The sequence below is a fragment of the Bradyrhizobium sp. URHD0069 genome (assembly GCF_000701345.1).
In the GTDB taxonomy this organism is placed as follows: Bacteria; Pseudomonadota; Alphaproteobacteria; order Rhizobiales; family Xanthobacteraceae; genus Bradyrhizobium.
On record NZ_JNIJ01000040.1, the window covers coordinates 1 to 14,887 of the forward strand.

Sequence of the window (14,887 nt, forward strand, 5' to 3'; positions counted from 1 at the left end):
CATTTGTAGAAGTAGTACTGAACCGTCGAACACGGCGGAAAGTCCTTCGGCAGCGCACGCCATTGGCAACCGGCGGTCGCAATGTAGAGGATCGCATTCATGACCGCTCGCAGATTGATCTCACGGGGACGGCCGCGCCGGGATGGCGCAGGCATCAACGGTTCGATCAATTTCCACTCCGCATCCGTGGTGCCGCTTGCATAACGCAGTCCGTCGCGCCGATATTGACGTCGGGTGATTTCAGTCCAACACATGTTGTGCTCCCTCGAGTCTTCGCAAACACGAAGGAATCACAACGGGCTGGAATCACTCAACTTTCTTTTTCGGTCAGGCTCTGAGGGTATCCCCAGGCGTTGAATCTTATCCATGCACGGCTTCTGTCTTCAGAACCTCGTGGATGTTGTTGCGCTTCCAGCTGGTTTCCTTGTCGTTGATCTGCATGTCGAACGACAGCGCGAACTGGCTTTGCGCAAACACGGGATCGAGATGGTCGGACAGGAGGCGGAAAATATGCTCGCCGGCTTTCTTGCGCGTCGCAAGATCGCGGCCCTCGCCAAGACGCAGCACCATGTCGAGAAACCCGAAATTCGCCCGGCCGTCGGCGATGGCGTAATGCTCGCAACGGATCGCACGGACTCGAATGCCGCCGAGCGGGAAAGATCCCGGTTTCCACCGCGGCTTTGCGGACGACCTCGACGACCTTGCCCATATCGATGCGGGCGAGATTGGCTGAATACTCTATCGTGAAATGCGGCAAGTTCGGATTACTCCAAACGATTGTTCAGGGAACGCATCAGGCGAAGTAACAGCTCACGCTCGGCAGCGACCATAGTCGGCTTGAATCGTGAAGGGAATGCCGAAGTCGGCACGCCCAGTGAATGCAAATATGCATGATGTCGTGAGCGCATCGCATAGCTCGCGTGATGCTGATGGTTTGAGCTAGGCGTCGGGCTCAATTTGACCAAACTGCGCCCGGAATTCATGCGGCTTCCGCAAGCGTTGATCGGTCGCTTGACGGGCGAACGCATCGGCGCGTGCGAACGGAATTTGACGCCTGCGAACGCGAATTTGATGCGATATCAATTTACTCTTGCTGCAACACGCCGTAGACACGCAAGCGGCTTTTCGTCAAAACTATAAACTTAAAAGAAGGCCAACACTGAAGTTGGCCTCGGGAGGACTAGATGAAGCTTACGAGACGCGACTTCGCGGCTGGGTTGGCCGTTGGTATTACCGCACCTTATGTGATTGGCAGCGCGCGCGCGCAGGGCGCGACCATCAAGATCGGGATGTGCGTGCCGGTGACCGGTCCCGCGGCCGAGCAGGGGCTTTGGGCGCAGAACGGTGCGAAGCTCGCGCTCGCCGCGGTCAATAAGGCCGGCGGCATACTCGGCAAGCAGGCCGAACTCGTCATCGAGGACGATCAGACCACCAATCCAGGCATCGTGCTGGCGTTCTCAAAACTGGCCGCGCAGCGAGACATCGTTGGATTCCTGGGGTCGATCCGCTCGACCCAGGTGCATGCGATGGCACCCGATGTTCTCAAGCTCGGCAAGCCGGTGATGATCGGCGGAACCGATCCCGCCCTCACCCACATGGGCAATCCATGGTTGTTCCGCTTCCGCCCCAACGACAGCTATTCCGGTCGTGTCATCGCCGACTACGGCGTCAACACGCTCGGCAAGAAGAAATGGGCAATCGTTCATTCGACCGATGCGTTCGGGACGGCAGGCGGAAAGGCCCTAGCCTCGGCGCTCGAAAAACTCGGCACCCCGGCGGTTCTTGATCAGGGCTATGCCAACCAGAGCCAGGATTTCACGCCGGTCGTGTTGGCCGTGAAGCAGTCCGGCGCGGATATTCTCGGCACCTATTTCACGTTCGAAAACGACCTCGGCATTTTCGCCCGGCAGTTGCGCCAGCTCGGTGTCAACATTCCCTGGGTGGGCTCGCCCTCGGTGGTGGCGGTTTCATCGACCAAGCTGGCAGGTCCAGCGCTGTATGGCACCTATGGGGTAGCGGACTACGCGGAAGATTCCAGCGAGGCTTCGAAGGCCTTCGGCAAGGCCTATCGCGACGCCTACAAGACCGCGCCGGATAACCAGAGCGCCTGGCCTTACGATGCCGTCACCGTCCTGGCGGCGGCGATCAACAAGGCGGGCTCGACCGATCCCACAAAAATCCGTGAGGCGATTCTCTCGCTAAAGAAATTTCCTGGCGCGGAAGGCGAGTATAATTTCGACCAGAATGGCGACGGTTTGCACGGCTACAACGTCGTGAGGAACGAGAAGGGGAAGATCGTTTACGACAAGCATATCGACTTCGACAATTGATCGCGTGGCCGGCTCCTCCTGATGCGGAGAGGCCGGCGCGTTTTCGATCCGGAGTCGATGAGCAGCGCGGTACCGCGTGGCCGGCGGCCGTCAAAAGCCCTCCAAGCCAATTCCGTAGCCGGAAACGGCTTGCAGCTTCTCTTAACCGAGCGTTTCAATGGATCTCGCACTACAACTGTTGTTCACTGGAATCGGCATTGGCGCGGTTTATGCACTGGTCGCGCTCGGTTTCGTGCTGATCTTCCGCGCCACCAACGTGGTGAATTTCGCGCAGGGCGAATTCTCGATGGTCGCGGCGTTTCTGATGGTCGTATTCGCCGTTGATTTGCAATGGCCGTACTGGCTGTCGTTCCTGCTGGCGCTGGCCGGCATGGCGCTATTGGGCGCGATCTTCAATCTCGGCGTCTACTATCCGCTGCGTCATCGCACGTTTTTGCCGGTCATCATCGCGACCATCGGCGCGTCGATCCTGCTCGCCAATTCGGTGCTGGCGATCTACGGCCCGCAGCCGCAGGTGCTGGAGGGATGGTTCGAGACCCCCGGCATCCAGCTCGGGCCGGTCTATCTCGACAGCCAGTACCTGCTGATCATTGCGGTGACGATGATCCTGGTTGTGTTCAATTACTGGTTCTTCGAGCATACGATGCTCGGCAAGAAGCTGCAGGCGACCTCACAGGACAAGGAGATGGCCTCGCTGCTCGGCATTTCCGTTTCGACCATGATCATGATCACCTTCATGTACTCGGCCGTGCTCGGCGGTCTCGCCGGCATTCTGGTGGCGCCGATCCTGTTCGTCTCGATCCAGATGGGCTCGACGATCGCGCTTAAAGCCTTTGCCGCCACCATCATTGGCGGATTCGGCGACGTCGCCGGCGCGATCATCGGCGGGCTAGCGCTCGGCATCATCGAAACCTTCGGCGCGGCGTATATATCGGTGCCCTACAAGGATGGCTTCGCCTTCCTTGTGCTGGTGCTTTTTCTGGTGTTCCGGCCTCAGGGCATCTTCGGCGAACGTGTTGCGGAGAAAGCATGAGCGCTCCCAGCGAGAATATGCCGGTCGCCGTGGCCGTGCCGCGTGCAAAGCCGCTGCTGTTGCGTCACCTGCCGTATTTCATCGGCGCCGCGATCCTGGTGGCGCTCACCGCCACGATGCAGTTCGACGGCTATATCCACAATATCCTGATGCAGGCGACAACCTTTGCGATCGCGGTGTTCGGTCTCTCGGTGGTGCTCGGCCTGTGCGGCCAGATCAATCTGGCGCAAGCGGCATTTTTTGGTTTGGGCGCCTATGCCGTCGGCTTGGGAACGTCGGACTACCAACTCAGCTATTGGCTGTGCCTTGTGGCCGGTTGCGTCATCGCGCTTTTGGCTGGCGCCTTGCTGGGCATGTCGACGCTGCGGCTCGGCGGGCATTATTTGGCGATGGTGACGATCTCGTTTCAGCAGATCGTCACGCTGGTCATGATCAACACGATCTGGCTCACGCATGGTCCGGACGGCGTATCGCGGATCGGCCGGCCCGACCTGTTCCAGTCCTCGCAGTCCTATCTTGCTTTCTGCGTGGCCATGCTGGCGCTGGTTGGCTATGTCGTCTGGCATCTATCGGACACGCGGCTCGGGCGCGCCATGCGCGCGGTGCGCGATAACGAGCTTGCCGCGGGCGTCGTCGGCATCGACGTATTTCGCACCAAGGTTTCCGCTTTTGCGCTCAGCGCGGTGTTGGGTGGATTGGCTGGCGGTCTGTTCGCGGGCGGTTTTGCTTACGTCAGCCCGGATCAGTTCTCATTCGCCGAGTCGGTCGTATTCCTCACGATGTCCTTGCTTGGCGGCGTCGCTTCGCCGATCGGTTCAGCGATCGGCACCGGCCTGCTGATCCTGATTCCGGAATGGCTGCGGTTTCTGAAAAGCGTTCCCGGGCTTTATCTCGCGATCTACGGTTTGTCCGTCATTCTCATCATCCGCTACATGCCCGACGGCATTTGGGGATTCGTCAACCTTGCAACCGAGCGCTGGCGCAGCCGGACCAAGACGCCCGCGGCGGCGGCAGCGCTGCAATTGAAGCCAGCCAACGTCGGCGGCGATATTGTGCTCGAAGTCAGGGGCCTTTCAAAATATTTCGGCGGCCTCAAAGCCGTCGATGGCGTCGATATCTCGGTGAGGCGCGGTGGCGTTCACGCGCTGATCGGACCGAACGGCTCCGGCAAGACCACGACGCTGAACGTGATCTCCGGGCTCTATAAGGCGACCGCCGGCAAGATCCTGCTCGACGGCACCGACATCACCGACATGCCGCCGCATCAGCGCGCAGCGGCCGGATTGGGACGGACCTTTCAGAATATCCGGCTGTTCCGCTCGATGACGGCGCTGGAAAACGTGGAGATCGGCGCCGAGCGGCCCGGCAACCCGCTGATCGGGCAGGGCGGTGAAGCCGCGCTGACCGAACGCGCGATGGAAGCGCTGACCTTCGTGGGCCTGGGCAGTCGCGCCAACGAACTGATCTCGAGCTTTTCCTATGGGCATCAGCGATTGATCGAGATCGCGCGCGCGCTCGCCGCCAATCCCACCTTGCTGCTGCTTGACGAACCGGCGGCCGGCTTGAACTCGAGCGAGAAGCTCCAACTCCATGAGTTGCTCAAGCGCATCGCAGCCCAGGGCCTGACCATCCTGATCATCGATCATGACATGACGCTTGTCTCTGAGGCGGCCCAGCACATCACCGTGCTCAATTTCGGGCGCCGCATCGCGGACGGCGAATCCATGGCGGTGCTGCGTCACCCCGACGTCGTCTCCGCCTATCTCGGGACCGACTAATGCCGTTGCTCGAAATCAACGATCTGATTGTGCTCTATGGCGAGATCGAAGCCTTGCGCGGCGTGTCGATCAGCGTCGATGAGGGGCAGGTGGTGACCTTGCTCGGCGCCAACGGGGCCGGCAAATCGACGACGCTGCGGGCGATCTCGGGGCTTGCAAAGCCGGCGGCAGGCGAAATTGTCTTCGACGGCAAGTCGATCGCCGGCCTTGGGCCTGAGGCCATTGTCCGTCTCGGCATCTCTCACGTTCCCGAAGGGCGACGGATTTTCCCAGGTCTGTCCGTGAAGGAAAACATCATGCTCGGCGCGTCAAACCGGCGCGTCGCAAAATCCGAATTGTCGCGCGAAGCCGACGCCATGTTCGATCTGTTTCCGGACATAAGGTCGTTTTCCAATGCGCTCGGCTGGACCTTGTCGGGCGGGCAATTGCAGATGGTCGCGGTGGCGCGCGGCCTGATGGCGAAGCCGCGGCTATTGCTGCTGGACGAGCCCTCGCTCGGCCTGGCGCCGGTCATCGTGCAGGCGGTGTTCCGGATCATCTCGGAGATCCGGCGCAACACCACGGTCTTGCTGGTCGAGCAAAACGCCCGCATGGGGCTTTCGGTGGCCGACCACGGCTACGTCCTGGAAACCGGCCGCATCGTATTGGGCGGCAAGCCCGACGAGTTGTGGGGCAACGAAGCCATTCGCGCCGCCTATCTCGGCGGTCATGCTAAAGTAAGCGCTTAGCGCACAATCCCGAAAAGTGATGCCGGTTTTCGGAAAAGATCATGCGCGAACAAAATGATAAACGAAGGGTCTAATTCAGACACTGAAGCAGACCCTAAAGCGGGCTAGGAATTCATGGTCACTGTACAGGTTCAAAATCTCATCAACTTCGTGGCGGACGTTTTCGCCCATGCGGACTCCTCACCCGAAGAAGCCCGGCGCATCGCCACATATCTCACGACCGCAAATCTTACCGGACACGACAGCCACGGCGTGATCCGGGTGCCGGTCTATATCAGATGGAAGAAGATGGGTTCGATCGTTCCCGATCAGACGGTTGAAGTCGTAGTCGATACGCCCTCGCTTGCGGTGGTCGACGGCAAATTCGGCTATGGACAGACGGTTACGCCGCAAGCCGTCAAGATCGGCATCGAGAAGTGCAAGAAATCGGGCCTTGCCGCGGTGGCGCTGCGCAACGCAGGTCATATCGGCCGCGTCGGCGACTGGGCCGAAATGGCAGCAACCGAAGGGCTGGTATCGGTCCATTTCGTCAATGCCGCCGGCTCGGTGCTGGTGGCACCCTATGGCGGCGTCGAGCGGCGGCTATCCACGGCGCCCTATTGCGTCGGCATTCCGCGCGACGGGCAGGGGCCGATCGTTCTGGATTTTGCCACCTCGATTGTCGCCGAAGGCAAGGTGCTGGTCGCCAGCCGCGGCGGCAAGAAACTGCCGAAAGGCGCGCTGATCGATCTCGACGGCACCTTAAGCGAAGATCCGGCGGTACTGTATGGGCCGCATCAGCCTGAGGGTCCGCGCGACCACGGTCAGGGCAAGGGCGCGATCCGGGCGTTCGGCGAGCACAAGGGTTCGGGTCTGGCGTTGATCTGCGAGCTTCTCGGCGGCGCGCTCACCGGAACCGGCGCGACCGGGCCGAACCGGCGGTTTGCGAACGGCATGTTCGCCGTTTATGTCGATCCCAAAGTGCTCGATCCCGGCAATTTCTTCGACGGCGAGATTTCGCGCTATGTCACCTACTTCAAGGATACCAAGCCGGCCGCCGACGTCGATGCCGTGCTGATCCCGGGCGAACCGGAAGCAAGGATGCGCGCCGATCGGACCAAAAATGGCGTGCCCTTGCCCGATGATACCTGGGCGGCGATAGTGAACACCGCCCGCGAAGTCGGCGTGAGCGAGGTGAGTATACAACGGGCAACGGCGTGACTTGCACCGTCATGGCGCGCGCAGCGAAGCAATCCAGAGCTGCAATCACAGCCTGCATGCTTCGTCGCTACGCGCCTCGCAATGACGGCGGGTGTGGATATAAAGGGAAGGGAACACAGAGTGGCAAATAACGTCAAGAAAGTCTGGGCTTCGGGCAAGGCCGTCGTGAACGCCTGGCTTGCGATCCCATCGGGGTTTTCCGCCGAGGTGATTGCGCAATGCGGTTTCGACAGCGTCACTGTCGACATGCAGCACGGCGTGCAGGATTACCAGTCCATGGTGCAATGTTTCCAGGCGATGAACGGGCATCCGGTGACGCCGATGGTCCGCGTGCCCTGGAACGAGCCGGGCATTATCGGCAAGGTGCTGGACGGCGGCGCTTATGGCGTGATCTGCCCGATGATCAACACCAAGGAAGAAGCGGAAAACTTCGTCTCCTACTGCAAGTATCCGCCGCGCGGCACCCGCAGCAACGGCCCAATCCGGTCCGGCATGTACGGCTCGGCAGGCGCGTATCAGGAAACCGCGAACGACGAGACGCTGTGCATTCCGATGATGGAGACCAGGACCGCGGTCGAGAACATGGAATCGATCCTCGATGTCGAGGGCATCGCCGGCGTCTATGTCGGCCCGTCCGATCTCGGCTTCTCCTACGGCCTGGTGCCGAAGCTCGATCGCGAAGAACCGGAGATCATGAAGATCTATGAGAAGCTGGTGAAGGAATGCGGCAAGCGCGGCGTCTATCCCGGCATTCACTGCAGCGGCGCGGTCGGCGCGGCCAAGGCGATCAACATGGGCTTCAAGCTCGTGACATTGTCCAATGAAAGCGGGTTGATGGCGACCTACGCCAAGATGCAGGTGGCGCAGACCCGCAAGGATGCCGGCGGTAAGGCGTGATAAGATGCGAGTAGCGAATGGCGAATAAGGAGTAGCGAGTAGGGGAGCCCTATTCGCCATTCGCTACTCGCCATTCGCCCACTTCAGCAAGGAGACTCCCCATGGCCCCAGCACCGGTCATCCGACTGCATCCCGATGATGGCGTGCTGATCGCGCGCTCGAGCCTGCCGTCTGGCACTGTCGTGGCGGAGGGCGTGGCCACGGTCGAACGCATTTCGGCGGGCCACAAGGTGGCGATCCGCCCCATCGCGGTCGGCGAGCCGATCCGCCGCTATGGCCAGATCATCGGCTTTGCGACGTCGCCGATCGCGCCGGGCCAGCATGTCCATACCCAGAATTGCGGCATGGGCGATTTCGCCAAGGACTATGCGTTCGGTGTCGACGTCACGCCGACGCCGAACTTCGATCTGCCTGCGACCTTCGACGGCATCCGCCGCCCCGATGGCCGGGTCGCGACCCGCAACTATATCGGCATTCTCACGTCAGTGAATTGCAGCGCGCATGTCGCCGGCATGGTCGCGGATGTTTTCAAGAAGAATCCGTTCACCGGCGACAATCCGCTGGCCGATTTCCCCAACGTCGATGGCGTGGTCGCGCTCACCCACAAGACCGGCTGCGGGATGACGCAGGACGAACCGCTGACGATTTTGCGCCGGACGCTTGGCGGCTACGCACGGCACGCGAATTTTTCCGCCGTCGTCGTGCTCGGGCTCGGCTGCGAGGTCAACCAGATCGGCGGGCTGATGAAAGAGCAGAAGCTCGCCGGCCGCCTGCGCGAACTGGAAATTCAGGAAATCGGCGGCACCCGCAAGACCGTGGAAGCCGGCGTCGCCTTTGTGCGGGAGGCGCTGACCGATGCGAACAAGGTCAAGCGCGAACCCTTGTCGGCCAGCGAATTGACGGTGGCGCTGCAATGCGGCGGCTCCGATGGTTATTCCGGCGTCTCGGCCAATCCGGCGCTGGGCGCGGCGAGCGATCTGCTGGTACGGCACGGCGGCACCGTGATCCTGTCGGAAACACCGGAGACCTATGGCGCCGAACATCTGTTGACTCGCCGCGCGGTGAGCCGCGAGGTCGGCGAGAAACTGGTGGCGCTGATGCGCTGGTGGGAAGAGTACACCGAGCGTGAAGGCGCCGAGATGAACGCCAACCCCAGCCCCGGGAACAAGGCCGGCGGCCTCACCACGATCCTGGAAAAATCGCTCGGCGCGATGGCGAAGGCCGGCAGCACCAACCTAGTCGATGTCGTGAATTACGCAGAAGCCGTCACCAAGAAGGGTTTTGTGTTCATGGACACGCCGGGCTACGACCCGGTCGCGGCGACCGGCCAGGTGGCGGGCGGCGCTAACCTCGTCTGCTTCACCACCGGCCGCGGCAGCGTGTTCGGCTGCAAGCCCGCGCCGTCGATCAAGCTTGCCACCAACACGCCGATGTACAAGCGCATGGAAGACGACATGGACGTCAATTGCGGCACCATTCTCGACGGCGAGGAAACGGTGCAGCAATGCGGCCAGCGCATTTTCGATCTGATGCTGAAGACAGCATCGGGACAGCCGACCAAGAGCGAAAGTTTTGATTTCGGCGGCGCCGAATTCGCACCGTGGGTGCTCGGCGCGACGATGTAGTTGCCGCGGGGCATTGTGGCGCGGGGGATTTGCACTCGGCATAGCAATCGCTGCCCGTCGTTAGCGCGTTCGCCCTTCCTCACCTAGCTGCGCTAACAGTCCGCAGTGGGGCATCGCCAGGGCGGGCGAGCGGGTCGGCCCGCAGGTTTTGAAAGAATTTTTCTACCTCGCGCGACAGAATTTCCGCGGTAGAATTCAGTTCGCTGGACGCCGAGAGCACTGATGTCGCCGCCTTGTTGGTCTCCCCGATGGCGTCGCTGAGCGAACTAATGTTGGTAACCAAAGTCTCGTTGCCCTGAGCCGCCAGTTGCGCATTCGCAGAGATCTCGCGGGTCGTAGCATCCTGTTGCCCAACGGCACTAGCGATCGCCGACGTCACGTCATTGATGTCGCGCACGGCGTTGCCAATTTCGCGTACGGCATCGACGGCATTCCGCGTCGACGCCTGGATGTGGCTGACGTTCTGGCCTATTTCGGAGGTCGCCTTGGCTGTCTGTTCAGCGAGAGCCTTGACTTCGTGGGCAACCACCGCGAAGCCGCGACCAGCGTCGCCAGCGCGAGCCGCTTCGATCGTCGCATTAAGCGCCAGAAGATTGGTCTGCTCGGCGATCGTCTGGATCAGATTGAGCACGCCGTCGATGCGCTGGGTCGCTGCCGCGAGACTTTCAATTTCGGCGATCGACTTTTCGGTCCGAAGACCGGCCTGTTCGACCACGGCAGCCGATTGACGGACCTGGCGGCCAATCTCCTCGACCGAAGTCGATAGCTCTTCGGCGGCACTGGCAACGGCATAGACATTGCTGGAAGCCTGCTCGGTAGCACCGGCGGCGGCCGCGGCGCGTCCAGTTGCATCTGACGCTACTTTGGTGATCGACTGCGCCGTATCGCGCATCGCGGACGCACTGTCGGTGACCGCGCACAGCACGCCTCCGATGGCGCCTTTGAATGCTTCGACCGAGGCTTCAATGTGCTGGGCCCGTCCTTCGCGCGCCTGGGAGTCGAGCAAGACCTGCGAATTAAGATTGCGGTTGCGCTCCATCGCCTCCTGGAAGACGCGGATCGCGCGTGCCAGCGAACCGATTTCGTCGGCCCGATCGATATGCGGAACCTCGACGTTTTCGGAGCCCTCGGCGACGCGCTTGATGGTGGCGGTGATGACGGAGAGCGGGCGGGCCACCGAGCGGGCGATAATCAGGACTCCCATGCCGACCAAAATCAGCGCCAGGCCGCCGAGGCCAGTCAGAACGAGGGCCATTGCGCGGTTGATCTCGGCTTGCTCGGCGATCTGCTTACTGCGTTCCGCGTAGATATTGGAAAGCGCTTCGAGGTCCTTGTTGAGGGTCGAGCGAACGGCGCGATTTGCGTCGTTGTCGCCCCATTCGCGGCCCGCTGCGCCACTAATCTCGATGCCCCGGCGAACCAGTTCCTTGCGGAAGTCGACGAACTGCTCGATGCGCTTTTTGAAAAGGGCGAACTGTTCGGCGTCATCTGCCTGGACAATGAATTCCCACTCCTTGACCACCGCAAGGATCTTGTCATTGAAGTTGAGAAGCCCATCACCAAACTTCTTCACCTGGGCGGGTTCCGTCGACATATAGACGCCCCGGGATTCCATCACGACGGCATAGACCAGCGAATTGATGCGTTCGACGTTGAGTGCCTCGCGGCTTGCAGTCTCGATCGCTTCCGTGAGTTCCGCGCTCCGGCGCGTGTTATAATGGGATAGGCTGGCGATCGCCCCTATCAGAACAGCGAACAGGGCGAAGATCGAATACAGCTTGGTTGCGAGCGAAAACCGGGACGCAATGGCGTAGCCGGAAGAAGGGCTACCGGATTTCGACGTTTCAGACATCGCACGGCCTCTTCAGAGAGGCCGGTCAGCACCGCCGGCCGCCCAAGAATTATGCAAAATGTTCGTGTATAAGTGCTTAAAATCTTACGTAATTCATACCGCTGCGCGAAATTTGTGTGGCCGATATAGCCGCTGGCGGGAAACGCCAAGGCGCCGTACTGACCTGTAAATTGCTGGTTGGTTTCAATCGCTTGTGCAGTAATTCTAAACCACAAACTCTCGGGGAAAATGTGGATGCGCTCTCGAGTTAAGAACCTCGCCTTCAACCTGAATTAGAGCAGCCAAGTGCGCCTCGCTGCGTCTAATCTTGCGCGGGCTTTGCGCACCAGCGCTGATGGCCTGGAGCCGCCATGGTCTATCGCCATACCATCGATGCCACCACGTATGTCTTCAATGATCTGCGCGAACTTTTGGCCAAGGCCACGCCGCCACGCTCCGGCGACCGCCTGGCAGGGATCGCAGCCGAAAGCGCGGAGCAGATGATTGCGGCGCGGATTGCGCTGGCCGACGTTCCCTTAAAGCAATTCCTGCATGAGACGGTCATTCCCTATGAAGCGGACGAAATCACCCGCCTGATCGTCGATACGCACGACGTCTCAGCTTTTGCCGCCATATCCTCGCTGACGGTTGGGTCGTTCCGCGATTGGTTGCTTTCGGATGCGGCTACCGGTGAAGTTCTCAAGCAATTGTCGCGCGGGGTTACGGCCGAAATGGCCGCGGCGGTGTCGAAGCTGATGCGCAATCAGGACCTCATCCTGGTGGCGAAAAAGTGCGAAGTAACCACCGCCTTTCGCAACACGATTGGCCTGCGCGGGCGGATGAGCGTGCGGCTGCAGCCCAATCATCCCTTCGATGACGCCAAGAGCATCACCGCGTCGATCCTCGACGGCATCCTGCTGGGATCCGCGACGCCTGCATCGGCATCAATCCGGTGAGCGACGATCCGGCTGTCATCGGCGGACTGTTGCGTCTGCTCGACGAAATCATCATGCGGCTGCAGATTCCGACCCAGAGCTGCGTCCTGGCTCATGTGACGACAACGCTGGGATTGATCGAGCAGGGCATGCCGGTCGATCTGGTGTTTCAATCGATTGCGGGCACGCAAGCGGCCAACCGGAGTTTTGGCATCGATCTCGCGACCCTGAGGCAGGCTCATCAGGCGGGATTGTCGCTGCGGCGCGGTAGCGTCGGTAACAACGTGATGTACTTCGAAACCGGGCAGGGCTCGGCGCTTTCGGCCAACGCCCATCACGGCGTCGACCAGCAAACCTGCGAGGCCCGCGCCTATGCGGTTGCGCGCGCCTTCGATCCGCTGCTGGTCAACAGCGTGGTGGGCTTCATCGGCCCGGAATATCTCTACGACGGCAAGCAGATCATCCGTGCCGGGCTCGAGGACCATTTTTGCGGCAAGCTGCTTGGCCTGCCGCTCGGCGTGGACGTCTGTTATACCAATCACGCCGAGGCCGACCAGGACGATATGGACAATCTGCTGACGCTGCTCGCCGCCGCCGGCGTGACCTTCATTATGGGGGTGCCCGGAGCGGACGACGTCATGCTGAACTACCAATCGACCTCGTTCCACGACGCGCTCTATGTCCGCGATCTGTTCGGCCTGAAGCGGGCCCCCGAATTCGATGATTGGCTGTTTCGCGCCGGGCTCGCCGACGCCGACTTTCGCCTCGCCGGCAATACGGGTTTGCTGCCGGATTTTGCGGTGCGATTGCTTGTCTGAGGCATCGCGGAACGCAATTATCCGGCTGCTCAGCGATGGAGCGGTTGCCACAATCTTGAAGAATTTGTAGCCCAGCCTCCAAGGCCATGCTTAGGTTGCGGGTCGGGTAGAGGAAGTTCGATGAGAGCTGAGGGCATTGAGACGGTACGGCGCATTTTGTGCATCTTCCCGCGCTACACGTCTTCTTTTGGCACGTTCGAATATGCCTATCCACTGACCGATGGCGTCCAGGCCTTCATGCCGCCGCAGGGGCTGCTGCTGATCGCAGCCTATCTGCCCGCGCATTGGCCGGTCCGTTTCATCGACGAAAACATCCGCGCCGCCACGGCCGAAGATTTCGAATGGGCGGAAGCCGTGCTGGTCAGCGGCATGCATATCCAGCGTCAGCATATGAACGATATCTGTCGCCGGGCGCATGCGTTCAATCTCGCCGTTGCGATCGGTGGACCTTCGGTCAGCGCCTGCCCGGATTACTATCCTTCGTTCGACTATCTCCATGTCGGCGAGCTCGGCGATGCGACAGACGAACTAATCGCGCGGCTGGCGCGCGATCCGTCGCGTCCTGAGCAGCAGGTGGTCTTGAAGACCGCCGATCGTATCTCCATGACGGACTTTCCGATTCCGGCCTATGAACTTGCCGAGGTCAAAAGGTATTTCCTCGGCAGCATCCAGTATTCAAGCGGCTGTCCTTATCAGTGCGAATTTTGCGATATCCCGGGCCTTTACGGCCGCAATCCGCGCCTCAAGACGCCGCAGCAGATCATTGCCGAGCTCGACAGGCTGCGCGAATGCGGAGTGACCGACACGATCTATTTCGTCGACGACAATTTCATCGGCAACCGGAAAGCGGCGCTCGACCTGCTGCCGCATCTGGTCGAGTGGCAGAAAAAAACCGGTTACGTGGTTCGCCTGGCCTGTGAGGCGACGCTCAACATCGCCAAGCGGCCCGAGATCCTCGAAAAAATGCGCGAGGCTTTCTTTGTCACGATCTTCTGCGGCATCGAGACACCCGATCCCGACGCGCTGAAGGCGATGCACAAGGACCACAATATGATGGTCCCTATTCTGGAAGGCGTCCGCACCATCAACAGCTACGGCATGGAGGTCGTCTCCGGCATCATCATGGGGCTTGATACTGACAAGCCCGAAACAAGCCAGGCGCTGCTCACCTTCGTCGAGGAATCCCGGATTCCGCTGCTGACAATCAACCTTCTGCAGGCACTTCCCAAGACGCCGCTGTGGGATCGACTGGAACGTGAAAATCGTTTGATCCACGACGAGGGCCGGGATTCGAACGTCGATTTCCTGTTGCCTTATGATCACGTCATCGGTTCGTGGCGCAAATGCATGGAGATCGCTTTCGAGCCCGAAAAGCTGTATGCGCGCTATCAGCATCAGTGCGATTTCACCTATGCCAACCGGCTGAAGGTGCCGGTGAGCGCGGAAAAGAGGAGTTGGGCCAATATCAAGCGCGGGCTGATCATGCTCCGGAACCTTTTTTGGCAGGTCGGCGTGTTCGGCGACTACCGCAAGGTGTTCTGGAAATTTGCGCTGGGGCGTCTGCGGCGCGGCGATATCGAAGGCCTGATTGGCTCGGCGATGATCGCCCATCACCTGATTTTGTTCGCGCGCGCCGCCTCGGTCGGTCAGCAGAATGCATCGAATTATTCAATCCGGCTGCGCGAGGCGTCTGTCCCTGCCGAGTAGCAACA

Annotated in this window: 10 protein-coding genes and 2 pseudogenes; 9 read left to right on the plus strand and 3 right to left on the minus strand. The window is 60.6% G+C overall.

Going from position 1 to position 14,887, the window contains the following annotated elements:
* On the minus strand, positions 1-254 hold a 254-nt coding region (locus tag N554_RS0122865; protein ID WP_029585681.1), incomplete at its 3' end, for a transposase.
* A gap of 106 nt (positions 255-360) precedes the next feature.
* Positions 361-757, minus strand: a pseudogene (locus tag N554_RS36250) (5-carboxymethyl-2-hydroxymuconate Delta-isomerase).
* 427 nt (positions 758-1,184) lie between these two features.
* On the opposite strand from N554_RS36250, the gene N554_RS0122880 reads away from it, so the two are divergent.
* From N554_RS0122880 to N554_RS0122910, 7 genes are all read left to right on the plus strand, one after another.
* On the plus strand, positions 1,185-2,330 hold the full coding sequence (locus N554_RS0122880; protein ID WP_029585625.1) for an ABC transporter substrate-binding protein: 1,146 nt from the start codon (positions 1,185-1,187) through the stop codon (positions 2,328-2,330).
* Positions 2,331-2,487: 157 nt separating this feature from the next.
* Positions 2,488-3,363: a branched-chain amino acid ABC transporter permease gene (locus N554_RS0122885; RefSeq protein ID WP_029585627.1), complete on the plus strand. Its 876-nt coding sequence runs from the start codon at positions 2,488-2,490 to the stop codon at positions 3,361-3,363.
* The gene (locus tag N554_RS0122890) at positions 3,360-5,141 is read left to right on the plus strand and encodes a branched-chain amino acid ABC transporter ATP-binding protein/permease (RefSeq protein WP_029585628.1); all 1,782 of its coding nucleotides are present in this window, start codon (positions 3,360-3,362) and stop codon (positions 5,139-5,141) included. Before N554_RS0122885 ends, N554_RS0122890 begins: the two co-directional genes overlap by 4 nt.
* Positions 5,141-5,869, plus strand: a complete 729-nt coding sequence (locus N554_RS0122895; protein ID WP_029585630.1) for an ABC transporter ATP-binding protein — start codon at positions 5,141-5,143, stop codon at positions 5,867-5,869. Before N554_RS0122890 ends, N554_RS0122895 begins: the two co-directional genes overlap by 1 nt.
* Before the next feature lie 114 nt (positions 5,870-5,983).
* Entirely contained in the window at positions 5,984-7,069 is a 1,086-nt protein-coding gene (locus N554_RS0122900) for a malate/lactate/ureidoglycolate dehydrogenase (protein WP_029585631.1), read from the plus strand.
* Between the two features lie 120 nt (positions 7,070-7,189).
* The gene (locus N554_RS0122905) at positions 7,190-7,966 is read left to right on the plus strand and encodes an HpcH/HpaI aldolase family protein (RefSeq protein ID WP_029585633.1); all 777 of its coding nucleotides are present in this window, start codon (positions 7,190-7,192) and stop codon (positions 7,964-7,966) included.
* Between the two features lie 101 nt (positions 7,967-8,067).
* A complete protein-coding gene (locus N554_RS0122910) occupies positions 8,068-9,591 on the plus strand; it encodes a UxaA family hydrolase (protein ID WP_029585634.1) in 1,524 nt (507 codons plus the stop codon).
* A gap of 79 nt (positions 9,592-9,670) precedes the next feature.
* Here the strand turns inward: N554_RS0122910 and N554_RS0122915 are convergent, their stop codons facing one another.
* Positions 9,671-11,443, minus strand: coding sequence for a methyl-accepting chemotaxis protein (locus N554_RS0122915; RefSeq protein ID WP_051677643.1), 1,773 nt, complete (start codon positions 11,441-11,443; stop codon positions 9,671-9,673).
* Between the two features lie 350 nt (positions 11,444-11,793).
* Between N554_RS0122915 and N554_RS36255 the strand changes: the two are divergent.
* Both N554_RS36255 and N554_RS0122925 read left to right on the plus strand, forming a co-directional pair.
* Positions 11,794-13,175: pseudogene (locus N554_RS36255) on the plus strand (ethanolamine ammonia-lyase subunit EutB).
* A 120-nt stretch (positions 13,176-13,295) separates the two neighbouring features.
* A complete protein-coding gene (locus N554_RS0122925; RefSeq protein WP_029585636.1) occupies positions 13,296-14,882 on the plus strand; it encodes a B12-binding domain-containing radical SAM protein in 1,587 nt (528 codons plus the stop codon).
* Positions 14,883-14,887: the final 5 nt, after the last annotated feature.